The organism is Paractinoplanes abujensis (assembly GCF_014204895.1).
GTDB lineage: Bacteria > Actinomycetota > Actinomycetes > Mycobacteriales > Micromonosporaceae > Actinoplanes > Actinoplanes abujensis.
In genome coordinates, this window is sequence record NZ_JACHMF010000001.1 from 2,371,497 (window position 1) to 2,387,617 (window position 16,121).

General features: G+C 70.7%; 13 protein-coding genes and 1 pseudogene. 8 read left to right on the forward strand and 6 right to left on the reverse strand.

The genetic code is table 11. The annotated features are described in order from the left end of the window. Positions 1-19 precede the first annotated feature (19 nt). Positions 20-802, reverse strand: a complete 783-nt coding sequence (locus tag BKA14_RS10475; RefSeq protein ID WP_203721880.1) for an IclR family transcriptional regulator — start codon at positions 800-802, stop codon at positions 20-22. Positions 803-852: 50 nt separating this feature from the next. Between BKA14_RS10475 and BKA14_RS10480 the strand changes: the two genes are divergently transcribed. Both BKA14_RS10480 and BKA14_RS10485 read left to right on the forward strand, forming a co-directional pair. After that, the gene (locus tag BKA14_RS10480) at positions 853-2,502 is read left to right on the forward strand and encodes an LTA synthase family protein (RefSeq protein ID WP_184950728.1); all 1,650 of its coding nucleotides are present in this window, start codon (positions 853-855) and stop codon (positions 2,500-2,502) included. 87 nt (positions 2,503-2,589) lie between these two features. Beyond that, positions 2,590-3,321, forward strand: a complete 732-nt coding sequence (locus BKA14_RS10485) for a class I SAM-dependent methyltransferase (protein WP_184950729.1) — start codon at positions 2,590-2,592, stop codon at positions 3,319-3,321. Here the strand turns inward: BKA14_RS10485 and BKA14_RS10490 are convergent. From BKA14_RS10490 to BKA14_RS10510, 5 genes are all read right to left on the reverse strand, one after another. Continuing rightward, positions 3,318-4,280 (reverse strand): S66 peptidase family protein, encoded by a 963-nt coding sequence (locus BKA14_RS10490; RefSeq protein WP_184950730.1) that lies wholly within the window; start codon positions 4,278-4,280, stop codon positions 3,318-3,320. The two genes, BKA14_RS10485 and BKA14_RS10490, sit on opposite strands and share 4 nt — an antisense overlap. 102 nt (positions 4,281-4,382) lie before the next feature. Then, the gene (locus BKA14_RS10495; protein ID WP_184950732.1) at positions 4,383-6,359 is read right to left on the reverse strand and encodes a beta-galactosidase; all 1,977 of its coding nucleotides are present in this window, start codon (positions 6,357-6,359) and stop codon (positions 4,383-4,385) included. A gap of 11 nt (positions 6,360-6,370) precedes the next feature. Continuing rightward, complete coding sequence (locus tag BKA14_RS10500; protein ID WP_184950734.1) at positions 6,371-7,708, reverse strand: ABC transporter substrate-binding protein; 1,338 nt, start codon at positions 7,706-7,708, stop codon at positions 6,371-6,373. 29 nt (positions 7,709-7,737) lie between these two features. Continuing rightward, complete coding sequence (locus BKA14_RS10505) at positions 7,738-8,655, reverse strand: carbohydrate ABC transporter permease (RefSeq protein WP_184950736.1); 918 nt, start codon at positions 8,653-8,655, stop codon at positions 7,738-7,740. Continuing rightward, on the reverse strand, positions 8,655-9,560 hold the full coding sequence (locus BKA14_RS10510; protein ID WP_184950738.1) for a carbohydrate ABC transporter permease: 906 nt from the start codon (positions 9,558-9,560) through the stop codon (positions 8,655-8,657). The genes BKA14_RS10505 and BKA14_RS10510 overlap by 1 nt, the downstream gene beginning before the upstream one ends. A 173-nt stretch (positions 9,561-9,733) precedes the next feature. Between BKA14_RS10510 and BKA14_RS10515 the strand changes: the two genes are divergently transcribed. The 6 genes and pseudogenes from BKA14_RS10515 to BKA14_RS45685 all read left to right on the forward strand — a co-directional run. Beyond that, positions 9,734-10,723: a LacI family DNA-binding transcriptional regulator gene (locus BKA14_RS10515; protein ID WP_184956672.1), complete on the forward strand. Its 990-nt coding sequence runs from the start codon at positions 9,734-9,736 to the stop codon at positions 10,721-10,723. A 242-nt stretch (positions 10,724-10,965) separates the two neighbouring features. Continuing rightward, positions 10,966-11,853, forward strand: a complete 888-nt coding sequence (locus BKA14_RS10520) for a GIY-YIG nuclease family protein (protein WP_184950739.1) — start codon at positions 10,966-10,968, stop codon at positions 11,851-11,853. Between the two features lie 233 nt (positions 11,854-12,086). Beyond that, on the forward strand, positions 12,087-13,310 hold the full coding sequence (locus tag BKA14_RS10525; RefSeq protein WP_184950741.1) for an RICIN domain-containing protein: 1,224 nt from the start codon (positions 12,087-12,089) through the stop codon (positions 13,308-13,310). 578 nt (positions 13,311-13,888) lie between these two features. Next, positions 13,889-14,185, forward strand: a complete 297-nt coding sequence (locus tag BKA14_RS10535) for a hypothetical protein (RefSeq protein WP_184950743.1) — start codon at positions 13,889-13,891, stop codon at positions 14,183-14,185. Positions 14,186-14,502: 317 nt separating this feature from the next. Further along, on the forward strand, positions 14,503-15,183 hold the full coding sequence (locus BKA14_RS10540) for a Crp/Fnr family transcriptional regulator (protein ID WP_184950745.1): 681 nt from the start codon (positions 14,503-14,505) through the stop codon (positions 15,181-15,183). A 111-nt stretch (positions 15,184-15,294) separates the two neighbouring features. Beyond that, positions 15,295-15,573 (forward strand): annotated as a pseudogene (locus BKA14_RS45685) (ATP-binding protein); the annotation flags it as partial. Positions 15,574-16,121: the final 548 nt, after the last annotated feature.

Here is a 16,121-nt window from a genome sequence, read left to right on the forward strand (position 1 = left end):
CGCGGATCAACACGGTGTTTCACATACTCGAACGAAATCCGAGCTGGTGCGAGATCTCGGCCGCGGTCCGCAGCAGCGGCGGGGAGAACCGGCTGACGATCGACTCGACCGACGTGGCCCAGGTCGTCAGGTGCACGGCCAGGTTGATCGCCGCCACCACGTGACCCGAGCGGTCGCGGATCGGCGCGGCCAGCGAGCGCAGTCCCGGCGCGAGCTCCTCGTCGTTCACGGCCAGGCCGGCCTGCCGCACCTGGGCCAGGGCGGTCACGAGCTGATCCCGTACGGTGATGGTCCGTGGACCGCGGCGGGTCAGGTCCATGCGGTCCAGCAGCGGCCGCAGCGCCACCGGGTCGCGATGGGCCAGCAGCACCTTGCCCATCGACGTGCAGTAGGCGGGCAGCCGCGACCCCACGTGCAGGTTGAGGTCGACCGCGACACCGGTCTGGCGCCGGCTGCGGCGCCGCTCGACGTAGACGATGTCGGTCCCGTCGAGCACCGCCATGCTGGCCGCACAGCCCGTCTCGTCCGACAGGGTCTGCAGGTGGGCCGCGGCCACCCCGGTGATCTCCATCGAGCTGATCGCGGCGAAGCCCAGGTCGACCACGCGCGGGCCCAGCGAGTACTTGCGGGTGTCCGGGTCCTGCTGCAGGAAACCCAGCCCGGCCAGCGTGGCCACGTAGCGGTGGGTGGTGCTGCGGTTCAGGCCGACCGCGCGGGCCAGGTCGGCGATGCCCAGCACCGGCCCGTTCTCGGCGAACTCGGTGAGGATGCGCAGCCCGCGCTCGAGCGACTGGGACGTCATTGGCCCCATTCTCGCTGAACCCGCGGCGGCCGCGATCCGTACCTCGGGGCGTGCCCGTTCGTCTTCGCCGTGCCCTCGCCGTCCTCCTCACCGTCCTCGCCGCCGCGCTGATCGTCGCCGCGCTGGTCGTGCCGGAGGCGATCGCGCGGCCCCGGCCGGGCGCGTTCCTGCCCGGCGCGTTCCTGCGGTTCCCGATCGAGATCATCCTGTTCGGCGCGATCGTGTTCGCCCTGCCCGCGCGCTGGCGCCGCCCGTTCGCGGTGCTGTTCGGGCTCGGCGTGGGCATGCTGGTGATCCTCAAGGTGGCCAACGCGGGGTTCCGCACGGTGCTGGGCCGCAGGTTCGACCCGGTCGTCGACACCCCGCTGCTGCGCGACGGTTACAACGCGCTGACCGAGACCGACGGCAGGACCACGGCCAACCTGTACGTGGTGGGCGCCGTCCTCGGCACTGTGCTGCTCCTGGCGGCCCTGGTCCTGGCCTCGCTGCGGCTCTCGCGCCTGGTCTCCGCGTTCCCCAGCCGGCGGGTCCTGGCCGGGCTGAGCGCCGTCTGGCTCGCGCTCGCCCTGTCCGGGGTCGCGCTGTTCCCCAACGCGCCGGTCGCCTCCGACTCGGCGATCGCGCTGCTCAAGTCGACCGCGCGGCAGGTGCCGCAGACGATCCGCGACGAGCGCCAGTTCGCCTCGGCGGTCAGCCACGACCCGTACGGCTCGGTCCCGCGGGCCGACCTGGTCTCGGGCCTGCGCGGCAAGGACGTGATCATCGGCGTCGTCGAGAGCCTCGGGCACAGCGCGCTGACCGACCCCGGCATGTCCGCGATCGTCAACCCGGCCCTGGACGCGTCGGCCGCCCGGCTGGCCGCGAAGGGCTTCCACGCCCGTACGGGCTGGTTGACGTCCTCCACGTACGGCGGGGGCAGCTGGCTCGCGCACGGCTCGTTCCAGTCCGGGCTGTGGATCACCACCCAGCAGCGCTACGACGGCATGGTCAAGGGCGACCGCCTGACGCTGACGCGGGCCTTCAAGGACGCGGGCTGGCAGACGGCCGGCATGGAACCCGGCAACACCAAGGACTGGCCGGAGGCGGGGTTCTACGGCTACGACCAGGTCTTCGACGCCCGCACCATGGGCTACAAGGGCCCCAAGATGGGCTGGTCACGCATGCCTGACCAGTTCGTGCTGTCCACGTTCCAGAAGAAGGTGTACGCGACCGCCACCAAGCCGCTGATGGCCGAGATCACGCTGACCTCCAGCCACGAGCCGTGGACCCACGTCCCGTCGATGGTCCCGTGGGAGTCGGTCGGCGACGGCCGCATCTACGGCCCGCAGGTCGCCGACGCCCCCGACCGCTCGACCCTGTGGGCCGACAAGGTGGGCACACAGACCGCGTACGCCAAGACCCTCGCCTACTCCGTGGACAGCCTCACCTCGTGGGCCGCCACCTACGGCGACGACGACCTGGTCCTGATCATGTTCGGCGACCACCAGCCGATGTCCCGCATCACCGGCAGCGGCGCCGCCCACGACGTCCCCGTCTCGGTCGTCGCCAAGGACCCCGCGGTGCTCGACCGCATCGCGTCCTGGGGCTGGACCGACGGCCTGCGCCCGGGCGACGCCCCGGTCTGGCGCATGGACGAGTTCCGCGACAAGTTCTTCGCCGCCTACGGCACCGCCGACGGCGTCGCCCTCGGCCCCCGCTGACCCACGGCCGGCCCGGCCGAGGGCTTGGCCGGCGCCACCCGCCAGGGAAGACTGGGACGCCCGAGGCAGGCGTGGAGGAGCGAGCGGATGACGTACGGCCCGTCGATGGCGGCCGCCTACGACCGCGGGCGCGGCCTTCGCCCGGCGGACGTCGAGCGGTGGATGGTCGCGGCCCGGCCCTACCTGCCGACCGGCGACGGGTGGATCCTGGACCTCGGGGCCGGCACCGGCCGGTTCACCGCCGCCCTGACGCGGATCAGCGGGGCGCGAGTCGTCGCCTGTGAGCCGGCGGCGGCCATGCGCGCGGTCCTGCGGGAGAACCTTCCGCACGCCCCGGCTGTCGGCGGCGTGGCCGAGGCGGCCCCGTTCGCGGCCGATGTCTTCGACGCGGTGTGGGCCTCACAGATGATCCATCACGTCGGTGATCCGGCGGCCCTGGCGGCGGAGCTGCGCCGCATCCTGCGGCCGGAGGGTCACCTGCTGATCCGGGGCGGTTTCGGGCCGGTGCAGGACATCCCGTTGTACCGCTGGTTCCCGCAGGCCTGGGCCGACGGGACCGCCGCGCGGCTGGGCCTGGACCGGATCACCGGCGTGCTGGGCGAGGCCGGTCTCGTCATGGTGGAGCACCGCCAGGTCGAGCAGACCTTCGCGGAGACCGCGGACGAGCTCGTCGGCAAGGCGAGCACCCGGTCGCTGAGCCCGCTGGCCGCCCTGCCCGACCAGATCTTCCAGGCCGGGCTGGCGCAGCTGCGGCAGGACGCCGTCGACGAGCCGATCGTCGAACGGCTCGATCTCGTCGTCTTCCGGGCCGGGGTCTAACGCACCGCCGCTTCCAGCAGGGACAGCGAGCGCTCCCCCGCGTCCAGGGCGGCCCGGACGCCGACCGGCATCGGCAGGTTGGCGCCGGCGTGGCCGATGTCGACGTTGCCCAGGACACCGATGTCGCGGTCACCCAGCACGTCGAGAACGATCGTGCGCAGCGGTGTCTCGTCGAGCCCGCTGATGTCCTGCGGGACGCCGACGACCATGCCGGCGATCCGGTCCAGGATGCCGCTGTGCCGCAGGACGTGCAGGTAACTCCACACGTACGAGGCCTGCCCGCCCAGCTCCTCCCAGAACAGCAGCGCGCCGTCGAACCGGTCGGGCGGCAGGCCGTACGGGGTGGCCTGCACCAGCGCGATGCGGTTGATCACGCCGCCGATGAGGGGGCCTTCGGCCCGGCCGGGACGCCAGCACTCCCACGCCGAGCCCGGTGGCAGCGGGCCGAACGGGACCGGACTGGTCAGCAGCGTCGAGTAGACGGCCGACAGCGCATCCCGGCCGGGCAGCGACGGCCAGTAGCCACCGAAGCCGGGGACGGCCATGTCGCCATGAAAACCGGCCAGCCCCGTACGGGCGTAGAGCGCCAGATGCAGCAGCGAGATGTCGCTGTACCCGAGGATCGGCTTGGGGTCGGCGACGACCGCGTCGTAGTCGATCAGGTCGAGGTAGCCCAGCACCGTCTGCCCGCCGTCCAGCGCGACCACGGCGCGCACCGAGGGGTCGCGCAGGAGTGTGTTCAGCTCGTGGGCGACCTCGCCGGGCCGGCCCGCACTCCACCAGCGCCGCCGTCCCTGCTCGACCAGCGGCGACAGGCGCACCCGGAAGCCCATCCGCTCGAAGACCGTGACGGTCTCCTCCACGTTGGACCGGTGCTCCGCCGACAGCGGCCCGGACAGCGCCGCGATGACGACCAGGTCTCCCGGCGCCAGCGCCCGGGGTCGGAGGAGGCCAGGCATCGGCCCAGTGTTCCGGGCCGATCGGCAGCACGCCACCGAGTTACCCGGACGCCCCGGGAGCAGCGCAGGCTCCCGGGGCGTCCAGCCCGCCTGAGCTGGGACTCAGGCGCGGAGCACCGCCACTCCCCTGGCGGTGAGAGTGCGGTCGGGCCCGCCCAGGGCGGTGATGTCGACCGGATCCTCGGTGCGGTTGACGACGAAGCGGGTGTCCCCACGGACCGCGAGCTCAACCCTGCCCCGCAGGTTTTCGGGCAGTTCGCTGGTCACGCCGGCCCGGGCCAGCAGGTCGCCCAGCACGGGGGCCAGCCCGTCGGGGCCGAGTCGGGTGGAGACGTACGCCGCCGAGCCGGTGCCCGCGGAGCGCCGCGTGATGGCGGCCCGGCCCGCCTGGTCGCCGGTCTTGTAGGTGGCCAGCACGGTCGTGTCGGCGGCGACCACGTCGATCCGGTCGGTCCACAGCGTGCCGGTCAGGCCGTTGTCGAGTTCGGCCGTGTCGCCGTCGAGCAGCGGGCCGAACTCCTCGATGCGGATGCCGAGCAGGTCGCGCAGCGCGCCGGGGTAGCCGCCGAGCCAGGCGTGGTCGCGCTCGTCCACGATCCCCGAGAAGTACGTGGTGATCAGGTGCCCGCCGGCGGCGACGAACGACTCGAGACGGGCGGCCAGCGCGGACGGCACCACGTGCAGCACCGGCGCGACCACGACGTCGTAGCGCGACAGGTCGGCCGCGACGGGCACGACATCGGCCCGTACGCCCAGGTCGAGGAACGCCGTGTACCAGTCCAGCGCCTCCTGCCGGTACCGAAGCGAAGCCGACGGGTGCGAGTCCTGCTCGACCGCCCACCACGAGGTCCAGTCGAACAGGATGGCCGCTTTCGCCGGCGTACGGGCGACGCCCGCGACGTCGGCCAGCGAGCGCAGGGTCGCGCCCAGTTCGGTCACGTCGCGGAACAGCTGCGAGGACGTGCCCGCGTGGGGAACCATCGCCGAGTGGTACTTCTCGGCCCCGGCCCGGGACTGCCGCCACTGGAAGAAGCAGACCGCGTCGGCGCCGTGAGCCACGTGGGTGAGCGCGTCGCGGGCCAGCTCGCCGGGCTTCTTGGCCAGGTTGATCGGCTGCCAGTTGACCGCGCTGGTCGAGTGCTCCATCAGGAACCACGGCTGCCCGCCGGCGAGGTTGCCGGTCAGGTTGGCCGAGAACGACAGCTCGTCCAGGGTCTGCCGGCCGGGCAGGCGGTAGTGATCGTTGGACACGAAGTCGACCTCGGCCGCCCAGTCCGCGTAGTCCATGCCCTTGGTCTCGCCCATGACCATGAAGTTGGTCGTGACCGGGATGCCGGGCGTGATCTCGCGCAGCGCCGCTTTCTCCAGGCGCAGGTAGTCCTTGAGCGCGTCGGACGAGAATCGCTTGAAGTCGAGCTGCTGACCCGGGTTGGGGTGCGTCGCCGCCTGGCGAGGGGGCAGGATCTGCTCGAAGTCGGTGTACCACTGCGACCAGAACGCGGTGCCCCACGCCTCGTTGAGCGCGTCGACGGTCGTGTAGCGGTCGCGCAGCCAGGTACGGAACGCGGCCGCGGCGTCGTCCGAGTAGTCGTAGACGTTGTGGCACCCCAGCTCGTTGCTGACGTGCCAGGCCACGACGGCCGGGTGGTCTTTGTAGCGCTCGGCCATGGCCCGGACCAGCCGCAACGCGTACGTCCGGAAGATCGGCGAGGTCGGCCGCCACTGCTGACGGCCGCCCGGCCAGATGACGTTGCCCTGCCGGTCCACGGGGAGGATCGAGGGGTGCTTGGTCGTCAGCCACGGCGGCGGCGAGGCCGTCGCCGTGGCCAGATCGACTGAGATCCCGTTGGCGTGCAACAGGTCGATCGCCTCGTCGAGCCAGCCGAAGTCGTACCGGCCCTCGGCGGTCTCGAGCTTGGCCCACGAGAAGATGCCGAGCGAGACGATGGTGACGCCGGCCTCGCGCATGGCGCGCACGTCGTCGTCCCAGACCTCGCGGGGCCACTGCTCGGGGTTGTAATCCGCGCCGTACTCCAACCGGGGTTCACCGGCGCGGCGCAGCCAACGGGGGTTTGACACTTTGACTCCAGTTACTTGACGGTGAAGCCCTGCTCGTTGCCGTACTTGGCGGACTGGTCCTGCCAGGCCTTGAGACCGTCGGCCAGGGTGGTGCCGGAGACGTAGGCCTTGCCCGCGGTGTCGTTGAAGACGCTGTTCGAGTAGACCTGGAAGGGCAGGTACGACCAGCCGGTGACGACGTTCTGCGCGGACTTGGCGAAGATCTCGTTGGCCTTCTGGCCGCCGAAGTACTCGAACTCGTCGCCCAGCCAGGCCGGGTCGGCCAGGGTCTTGCTGGTGGCCGGGAAGGCGCCGCCGTCGACGCGGATCTGCACGCCGTCGCCGTCGTTGGCGAACTTCAGGAAGCCGTACGCGAGCTCCTTGTTGGCACCCTTGTCCATGATCGACAGGGCGCTGCCGCCGTTCTCGGCGCTCGCGGTCTGGCCCGCGGTCCACTGCGGCAGCTCGGCCGCGCGCCACTTGCCCTTACCGGCCGGGGCGCTGGTGACGAAGTTGGCGGGCATCCAGGCGCCGGTGGCCACGGTGGCGATCGAGCCGTTGCCCATGCCCTGGAACCACTGGTCGCTCCACGAGCTGACCGGGGCCAGCAGCTTCTCGCTGATCAGGGCCTGCCACACCTTGACGAACTCCTGCGAGCCCGCGTCGTTGAAGTTGATCGTGACGTTGGTGCCGTCGACCTGGTACGGCTTGCCGCCGGCCTGCCAGATGAGGCTGGTGGTCAGGCCCGCGTCGCCGGTGTCGTTGGTGATGTAGACCTTGGGGTCGGCGGCGTGCAGCTTACGGGCGGCCTCGAGGTACTCGGTCCACGTCTTGGGGACCTCGATCTTGTACTTGTCGAAGACTTCCTTGTTGTAGTACAGCGCCATCGGGCCGGAGTCCATGGGCAGGCCGTAGACGCCGCCGCCGGAGTTGACCGAGTTCCACGGGCCGGGGTTGAAGTCGGCCTTGAGGCTCTCCGCGCCGTACGACTTGAGGTCGGTCAGCGCCTTGCCGATGGCGAACTGCGGCAGCGCGTAGTACTCGATCTGCCCGACGTCCGGCACACCCTTGCCCGCGGCGATCGCGTTCTGCAGGGCGGTGTATTGCTTGTCGCCGGTGCCCGCGTTGACCAGGTCGACCTTGACGTTCGGGTACTTCTCCTGGAACTTCGTGACGACGTCCTTCAGCGTGGGCTCCCACGCCCACACCGTCAGGGTGCCGCCCTTCTCCAGGGCCGCGGTGACGTCGGCCTCGGAGACGCCTGAGCCGCCGGACGAGCCGGTGGACGAGTCGTCGCCGCCACCACCACAGGCGGCGAGGGCGAGGACGGCGGCCGAGGCAACGGCCGCCACCTTCAGAAATCGGGACATGTGCTGCCCTTTCAGAGCGGGAGGGTGATTTATTCCTTGACGGAGCCGGCGGCCAGGCCGGACTGCCAGTAGCGCTGCAGCGATAGGAACGCCGCCAGCAGCAGGACGACGGTGATGAGCGAACCCGTGATGACCAGGTTGAAGACGGCCTCGCCGCCCGCGGTCGCGGCCTGCGCGTTCCACGAGTTCAGGCCGACGGTCAGCGGATACCAGTCGGGGTTCTTCAGCATGATCAGCGGCAGGAAGTAGTTGTTCATGGTCGCGACCATGGTGAACAGCAGCGTGGTGACGATGCCGGGCATGAGCAGCGGCACGCTGAGGCGGAACAGCGTGCGGAACTCGCCGGCCCCGTCGACGCGGGCCGCCTCGAGCATCTCGGTCGGCACGGCCTGGGCGGCGAAGGTCCACATCAGGTACAGGCCGAACGGCGAGATCAGGGACGGGATGATCACGGCCCAGGGGGTGTTGGTCAGGCCCATCTTGCTGAACATCAGGAACGTCGGCACGGCGAGCGCGGTCGGCGGGACGGCCACCGCGCCGATGACGATCGCGAAGACCGCCTTCTTGCCCACGAAGTCGAACTTGGCCAGGCCGTAGCCCGCGAGCAGGGCCAGGAACGTCGCCCCGCCCGCGCCGGCCACCACGTAGATCAGCGTGTTGCCGAGCCAGCGCAGGAAGATGCCGTCGTTGTACGTGAACGTGTCGGCGATGTTGCTGAACAGCGCGAACTTGCCGTCGTCGAACCACAGCCCGAACGAGCTGAACAGCCCGTCCTGCGTCTTGGTGGAGTTGATCAGCAGCCAGATCAGCGGGAACAGCGAGTACAGGGCGACCAGCGCGGTGAGCACGGTCAGCACGACGCTGCCCTGGCGGCGCGGCTTCTTCGACGACAGCGTGACCGGCTTCGCCGTACGGGTGGGGGTCTTCGGCACCGAAGTCGTCGTCATCAGAGGTCCTTCGTCCCGCGCAGCTGCACCACGTAGGCGACGATCATGGTGATCACGGCCATGATGACCGCGACCGCCGCTGAGTAGTTGATCTGCTGGCCCGAGAAGGTCAGCGAGTACGCGTAGAAGTTCGGCGTGAAGTACGTGGTGATCGCGTTGGGCGCCAGGTTGCGCAGGATGGCCGGCTCGTTGAAGAGCTGGAAGCTGCCGATGATCGAGAAGATCGTGGCGATGACCAGCGCGCCCCGGATGGCCGGGAGCTTGATCGACCGGATGATCCGGATCTGGCCGGCACCGTCGATCGCCGCCGACTCGTACAGCGACTTCGGCACGACCTGCAGGGCCGAGTAGAAGATCAGCATGTTGTAGCCGATGAACGTCCAGGTCGTGATGTTGCCGATCGAGGCCAGGATGAGGCTGGGCTTGAGCGGGTCGGGCAGCGAGAGCCCGAGGGAGTCGTTGAGGTTGCCGATCAGACCGAACTGCGAGCCGTAGATGAAGCCCCACATCAGCGCGGCCACCACGGCCGGCACCGCGTACGGCAGGAAGATCGACACCCGGAAGAAGCTCTTGCCGTAGAGCCGCCCGCTGTCCAGCGCCAGCGCCACCAGCAGGGCCAGGAACAGCATGATCGGCACCTGGACGACCAGGAACAGCCCGACCCGGCCGACACCTGACCAGAACTGCGAGTCCTGCAGCGCCTGGGTGTAGTTGTCCAGGCCGACGAACGCGTTACCGCCGATGAGCCGGTTGCGGTAGAGGCTCAGATAGATCGAGTACGCGATCGGGGCCAGGAAGACCAGCGCGAACACGATCATGAAGGGGCCGACGAACTGCCAGCCCTTGTATGAGCGGCGCGCGGGCCGTGTCGCCGGCGGCGGTGCCGCGACCTGTGGAACTGCCATCTGCCGTCATCCTGTCTTGCGGCTCAAACCGGGTGTTTACGCAAACATGACACAGCAAGCTGTGTGTTCGACAATGTTTCGTCAGGTTCACCGGTGTGATGTTTGCGTAAACATGAGGGTGATAGTTTCACCACGTGCAAGGAACGTCAAGCAACCGCCCCCGGGGCGTTTCGATGGCCGACGTGGCCCGCCTAGCTGGGGTCTCCTCCCAGACAGTCAGCCGCGTGGCCAACGGCCACACGAGTGTGGTCGAGTCGACGCGGCGTCAGGTTCTGAACGCGATGCAACAGCTGGGTTATCGGCCCAACAGTGCCGCCCGCGCCTTGAAACGGGGGGAGTTTCGTACTATCGGCGTCATTTTGTTCACCTTGGCGACGACGGGCAACAGCCGTACGGTCGAGGCGATCGCCGCCCAGGCCGCCCACGAGGGATACGCGATCACTCTGATCCCGGTGGCCATGCCGACCCAGGACGGCGTGCTGGGCGCCTTCACCCGCCTCGGTGAGCTGGCCGTCGACGGCGTCATCGTGATCATGGAAGTGCACCTGCTGGACGCGGCCAACCTCACGCTGCCACCGGGCGTGCAGGTCGTGGTGGTCGACTCCGACGCCGGCGACCGGTACCCCGTGGTCGACACCGACCAGACCGACGGCGCCCGCCAGGCCGTGCGCCACCTGCTCGACCTCGGCCACGACACGGTCTGGCACGTCACCGGCCCGGCCGAGTCCTTCTCCAGCGAACGCCGGGCACTGGCCTGGCGCACGGTCCTTCAGGACGCGGGCCGGGTCGTCCCACCGGTGCAGCGCGGCGACTGGTCGGCCCTGTCCGGATACGAGGCCGGCCTGCGCCTGGCCGCCGAGCCGACCTGCACGGCCATCTTCTGCGCCAACGACCAGATGGCCCTGGGCGTGCTGCGCGCCCTGCACGAACGCGGCCGCCGCGTGCCGCAGGACGTCAGCGTGGCGGGTTTCGACGACATCCCCGACGCCGCCTCCTACCTGCCCCCGCTGACCACGGTCCACCAGGACTTCGCCGAGGTCGGCCGGCAGTGCGTGCAGGGTCTGCTCGACCAGATCCGGCACCACACCCGCACCCCCGGCACGGTGCTGGTCCCCACCACGCTCGTCCAGCGGGCGAGCACGGCACCCCCGCCGCGCCACTGACCACGCCGCCGTCCCGGGCTTGCCCAAGGGGTGACACCGGTCGGCATGGGCAGCGTTCAACTCATGCCCGCACGGCGCTGCCCGTCTTCCTGCGGCCGTACCTGTTCATCCACTGGCCGCCCGGCAGCGACGGAGCCGAGGCCCGGCAGGCCCTGCTGGACGCGATCCTGCAACGTCAGGAGGAGGCGCCACCGATCGGCGCGTACATCTGATCCGGGCCGGCGGGCGGGTAGATTCCGCGCATGTCCCGGGAACTGAGCGCTCGACTGCCCGCCGCGCCGGGGGTGTACCGGTTCCGGGACGCGGGCGGGCGGGTGCTCTACATCGGGCGGGCCACCAGCCTGCGCAGCCGCGTCGGGTCCTACTGGGGCGACCTGCGCGACCGGCGGCATCTGCGGCGGATGGTCCCGCAGGTGGCGCGGGTCGAGGCGGTCGAGTGCGACTCCGTGCACGAGGCGGCGTGGCTGGAACGCAACCTGCTCGAACGGTCCAAGCCGCGGTGGAACCGGATCCGGGGCGGGCTGGAGGTGCCCGTCGGCATCCAGCTCGACGCGGCCGGGCCCCGCGTGGTGCACCTGCACAGCCCGGGCGCGGCGGAATTCGGGCCCTACCTGGGCGGGGCGCAGGCGCGGCTCGCCGTGTCCGGGCTGGACCGGATCTTCCCGGTGCGCTACACGGGCGAGCGGCTCGACGGCGGGCTGCGCGACCTGGCCCGCGTCCGGGGCGTCAGCGTGCTCGACCGGCCCGCCTTCCTGACGGCCGTCGCGGCGGTGCTGCGCCGCCGGGCCGAGCAGACCCGAGCCGTACGGGACGGACTGGCCCTGCTGCGGGACCGGGCGTCCGCGAACCTGGCGTTCGAGCTGGCCGGGCGGATCCAGCAGGAACTCGGGGCGCTCGACTGGATCGTGGCCGAGCAGAAGGTGACCCAGCTGGTGGCGGGGGCCGACCACGACGTCTACGGGTGGGCCGGCGGGGTGCTGGTGCGGTTCCGGATGCGGCGCGGGCGGGTCGACGGGTGGGAGCAACGGGACAGCTCACTGGCCTCGGCCCGGCGATATCTGGAGCTGACGCCGGCGGAGTGGTCGGCCTTCGCGGAGCGCGGCGCGGAGCTGGCGCGGCGTCTGCGCTGACCGGGCGCAACCACCGGGAACATCCCGGTCGCGCGCTACGGCCGTCCGGTTCGCTCAGGCCGCGGGGTACGCCCTGGCGGTCCCGGTGCGGTTGCCGCACGGGGACGACCCGTACGGGAACAGGTCTTCTGGAAATTGAATTAACTATTGCTTGTATTAAGACCTGTCGATGCTTCAGGATGGGTTCGCGGCGCCGCTCCCCCATCCCCGCACTCATCCCCTGAGGTATCGCCATGCGTCTGCTCGAACGCGCCCTCGTGGCGGCGCTGATCATGGTCGGCTTCGTCGCGGCTCCGGCCCAAGCGGCCGAACCGTTCAAAGTGCTCGCGTTCTACAACGGCACCTGGGACGCCGCCCACATCGACTTCGACAAAGAGGCCCGCGAGTGGTTCCCGCAGGCCGGGGCCCAGAACGGCTTCACCTGGGAGGCGACGACCGACTGGAGCCGGCTCAGCGCCTCCGGGCTGGCGGGCTACAAAGTGATCATGTTTCTGGACGACGCGCCCCCGGCCGAGCGGCGGGCCGCGTTCCAGCAGTACATGGAGAACGGCGGTGCGTGGCTGGGCTTCCACGTGAGCGCCTTCACGACCGACGCCAACCAGTGGAGCTGGTACTACAACACGTTCCTGGGCTCGGGGAACTTCGCCACGAACACGTGGGGGCCGACCGCGGAGACGCTGCGCCTGGCGGCCCACCCGACCACGGCCGGGCTGCCCGCGACGATCCCGTCGGCGGTCAGCGAGTGGTACTCGTGGAGCCGGGACCTGCGGCAGAACCCGGCCATCGACATCCTGGCCTCCGTCGACGCGGCCAGCTTCCCCGTGGGCACCGACCCGAATCAGCAGTGGCGCAGCGGCTTCTACCCGCTGATCTGGAGCAACAAGAACTACAAGATGATCTACACGAACTTCGGGCACAACGCGATGAACTACGAGACCAACACGCGTACGTCGGCCACGTTCGCCGGCCCGCAGCAGAACCAGTGGCTGATCAACAGCATCCTGTGGCTGGCCGGTTCGACCGGAGCCCAGCCCGCCGACTGGCAGCCGCTGGTCAGCAAGAACAGCGGCAAATGCGTCGACGCGCGGGCCGCCGGCACGGTCAACGGCACGGCGATCCAGCAGTACACGTGCAACAGCTCCGCGGCCCAGCAGTACCAGCTGGCCCCGACGAGCGACGGCTACGTGCGCATCAACGGCCGCGGTAACCCCACCCAGGCGCTCGACGTGACGAACGTGTCCACAGCCGACAACGCACCGATTCAGACCTGGGCGTACGGAGGTGGAGCGAACCAGCAGTGGCGACCGGTGAGCGAGGGCGACGGCCACTACCACTTCGTCAACCGCAACAGCGGCAAGTGCCTGGACGTCCCCGCGGCCTCGACCGCGGACGGGGTGCAACTCGTGCAGTACACCTGCAACGGCACCGCAGCCCAGAGCTTCCGCCTGACGCGCTGACCCGGTTGCCGGGCCGGCCACCGTCCCCGCCGGCCCGGCAACCGGAAGCACTCCACATCGGGCCCGCCGAGTCCGTCCCCGGTCACGCGATCGCCGGGGCCGCGGACGGGAACGCCTGACGGACTGGGCGCAGATCCTGCACAGCGCGGACAGCCGCGACGATCTGCTCGCCTTCACCGCCTCCCACAGAACTGCGGAAGCAGATCCGGGCCGGCAACCCGCAAGAACGGCTGACCAAGGAGATCCACCGCCGCACCGACGTCGTCGGATCCTCCCGGGCCGCGCCGAGATCGCGGATCAGCGCAGGCCGCCTCTTGCCCCACGCGAGCGGGCTCGACCTGACCGGGATATCACGTTCTCAGCGGTCACGCGACGGCCGCGTGATTATGTCGGCGAGAACCGGGCTCCGGCGCGAACTGCGTGATGGGTGTCGGGCGATGTGTCGTTGTCTGGCTGTGTGATGCCATCGAGCAGTTCCTTCCTCATCTGGCCGGTGCTGAGACCAGCGAGGTGCCCGGCCGGCCACGACGGCCGGTATGCCAACCGGCCGTGATCGGCTCCTTCGTCCGGTGCGTGGATTGCCCGACCCGCCCGCCGCTGCCACCTCTGGGCTTGGCGTCGCCGGCTTCGCGATCAAGCGCGGTCACAACGACGGCACCGTGCTGATCGACTGCGAGACCCGCAAGGTCGCGGACCTGCTCATAGGCCGAGACGCCGAACCGCTGACGATCTGGCTGCAGGAACACGCAAGCCCGGACTGCGGCGCCGCAAGCGGTGCCTTCCTCGCCGCCGCGTCACTCGCCGAGCTTCTCGGAGCAGCCGTCTATCGAGCCGATCCCCGCAGAGAAGTCCGAGCCGCTTCGGCAGCAAGGTAGCCAGGGCCGCGAAAGGCCCCACGGCCATCCTCACGAAGAGACCAGCGGCAATCGACGCCGGGGGGCGCTGAACCTCACCGATACGACCTCCGGCCCGAAGCGGCTGGCGCTCAACGTCGTTAGCAACCGGCGCTCGAGCTCACCCACATAACCTGCCGCGCTGTGGACGGAGCCAGACTGTGGATATCGTCGCCTTTCGATCCGGCCGGTCGGTGGCGGGCCGGTCGCAGCGCTCGCGGCTGCGCATTGGCGGGCGAACCGGGCGCGTGGTTGAGTGGTGGCCTGGGATCGGACGGGGCTGAGCCGAGGGGTTGCTCGTGCGCGACTACGTGTGGGCCGCGGGCACGTTTCTCGGCAGTCTCCCCGGTGAGGTCGCACGGGCGCTCGTCGACCGCAGTGTGCGGCGGAGCTTCGCGGGCGGGCGGATCCTGCTGCGCGAGGGTGACCGCGACTCCCACGTGTTCTTGCTGCTCAGCGGTTTCGTCAAGGTGACCACCGCGGTCGACGGGGTGGAGACGCTGCTCGGGATCCGGCTGCCGGGTGAGGTGGTCGGGGAGATCGGGGCGCTGACCGGGGAGCCGCGCACGGCGACGGTCAGCGCGTCGGGGCCGTTGGTCGCGGGGCAGGTGCAGCGCGGCGACTTCGAGGCCTTCCTGCGGCAGCGGCCGGACGCCTCGGCGCTGGTGGCGGCGGCGGTGGCCCGGCAGTTGCGGTGGGCCAACCGGCGGCGCACGGATTTCGCGGCCTACCCGGCGCACATCAGGCTGGCCCGGGTGTTGTCCGAGATGGCCGAGGTGTGCGGGCGGGAACGGCCGGACGGCACGGTCGAGCTGCCGGTGCCGCTGAGCCAGACCGACCTGGCCGCCATGGTGGCGATCGCCCAGGCCACCGTGCAGAAAGCGCTGCACGAGCTGCGCGACCGGGGGCTGATCACCACGGGTTACCGGCGGATCGTCATCACCGACATGGCCGGGCTCCGCCTGACCGCGGAACCCTGAGGTCGGAAAGGCGCAATCCCCTACCAGTAGGCGGTCTTCACACCAGATCGGCTCCACGATCGTGCGTACCGGAAGCGATCACGTTCCGGAAGCGACCGAGGAGGGGTGATCGTGTTCCCACGCATCGCCGGGCACGCGCTGATCGGACGGGACGAGGAGCTGACGCGGATCGCCGCCGTGCTCGACGGGGTGCGTCCGGGGCGGTTGACCGTGCTGGCCCTGGAGGGTCCGGCGGGCAGCGGCCGCACCCGGCTGCTCGACGAGACCGCACGGCTGGCCCGCGCCGGCGGCCGTGGCTTCACCGTGCTGGCCGAGCCGGAGTGGGCCGGCGCGGTCGGTTCGCGGCAGGTGCTGCGCACGGTGGGCGACCAGCCGGGGCCGCTGCTGTTCCTGGGCGACCACCCGCGCCGGGTCGACCCGCGGGCCTGGGCCGTGCTCGACCTGCTGGCCGAGACCACGCCGACCCTGGTCGCGCTGACCGGTCCGGCCGAGGGGGCCCGGTTGCGCGCGGCCGATGTGCACCGGGTGCAGGTGTCCCCGCTGTCGCCGGCCGCGCAGGCCGAGTTCGTGGCGCGGCTGGCCGGCGGGCGGCCCGATCCGCTGCTGATGGATCTGTGCCGGGTGGCCGCCGGGCGTCCCGGCGCGCTGCGCGAACTGCTGGCCGGGCTGGACGAGGAGGGCCTGGTGCGGCTGGACGGGGGCTGGGCCGTGTTGCGGGTCAGCCGGCTGCCCCGCCGCACCGAGGCCTATCTGCGCGGGCAGGTCGCGTCGGTGTCGGCCCCGGCCCGGCATCTGCTGCAGGCCGCGGCCACCGTGGGGGTGTCGTTCCCGCTGGTGCGGCTGGCCCGGCTGATGGGGGTGGGGCCGGTGACGATGCTGCCCGCGCTGGAGGAGGCCCTGGAGTCGGGGCTGCTGGGCGGGGACGGTGAGCTGCTGGC

Excerpts from the sequence above, each read along its gene's own strand:
- BKA14_RS10505 (WP_184950736.1), bottom strand. The coding sequence starts at position 8,655 with ATGACGACGACTTCGGTGCCGAAGACCCCCACCCGTACGGCGAAGCCG.
- BKA14_RS10520 (WP_184950739.1), top strand. The coding sequence starts at position 10,966 with ATGTCCCGGGAACTGAGCGCTCGACTGCCCGCCGCGCCGGGGGTGTAC.
- BKA14_RS10485 (WP_184950729.1), top strand. The coding sequence starts at position 2,590 with ATGACGTACGGCCCGTCGATGGCGGCCGCCTACGACCGCGGGCGCGGC.
- BKA14_RS10525 (WP_184950741.1), top strand. The coding sequence starts at position 12,087 with ATGCGTCTGCTCGAACGCGCCCTCGTGGCGGCGCTGATCATGGTCGGC.
- BKA14_RS10500 (WP_184950734.1), bottom strand. The coding sequence starts at position 7,708 with ATGTCCCGATTTCTGAAGGTGGCGGCCGTTGCCTCGGCCGCCGTCCTC.
- BKA14_RS10510 (WP_184950738.1), bottom strand. The coding sequence starts at position 9,560 with ATGGCAGTTCCACAGGTCGCGGCACCGCCGCCGGCGACACGGCCCGCG.
- BKA14_RS10475 (WP_203721880.1), bottom strand. The coding sequence starts at position 802 with ATGACGTCCCAGTCGCTCGAGCGCGGGCTGCGCATCCTCACCGAGTTC.
- BKA14_RS10490 (WP_184950730.1), bottom strand. The coding sequence starts at position 4,280 with ATGCCTGGCCTCCTCCGACCCCGGGCGCTGGCGCCGGGAGACCTGGTC.
- BKA14_RS10515 (WP_184956672.1), top strand. The coding sequence starts at position 9,734 with ATGGCCGACGTGGCCCGCCTAGCTGGGGTCTCCTCCCAGACAGTCAGC.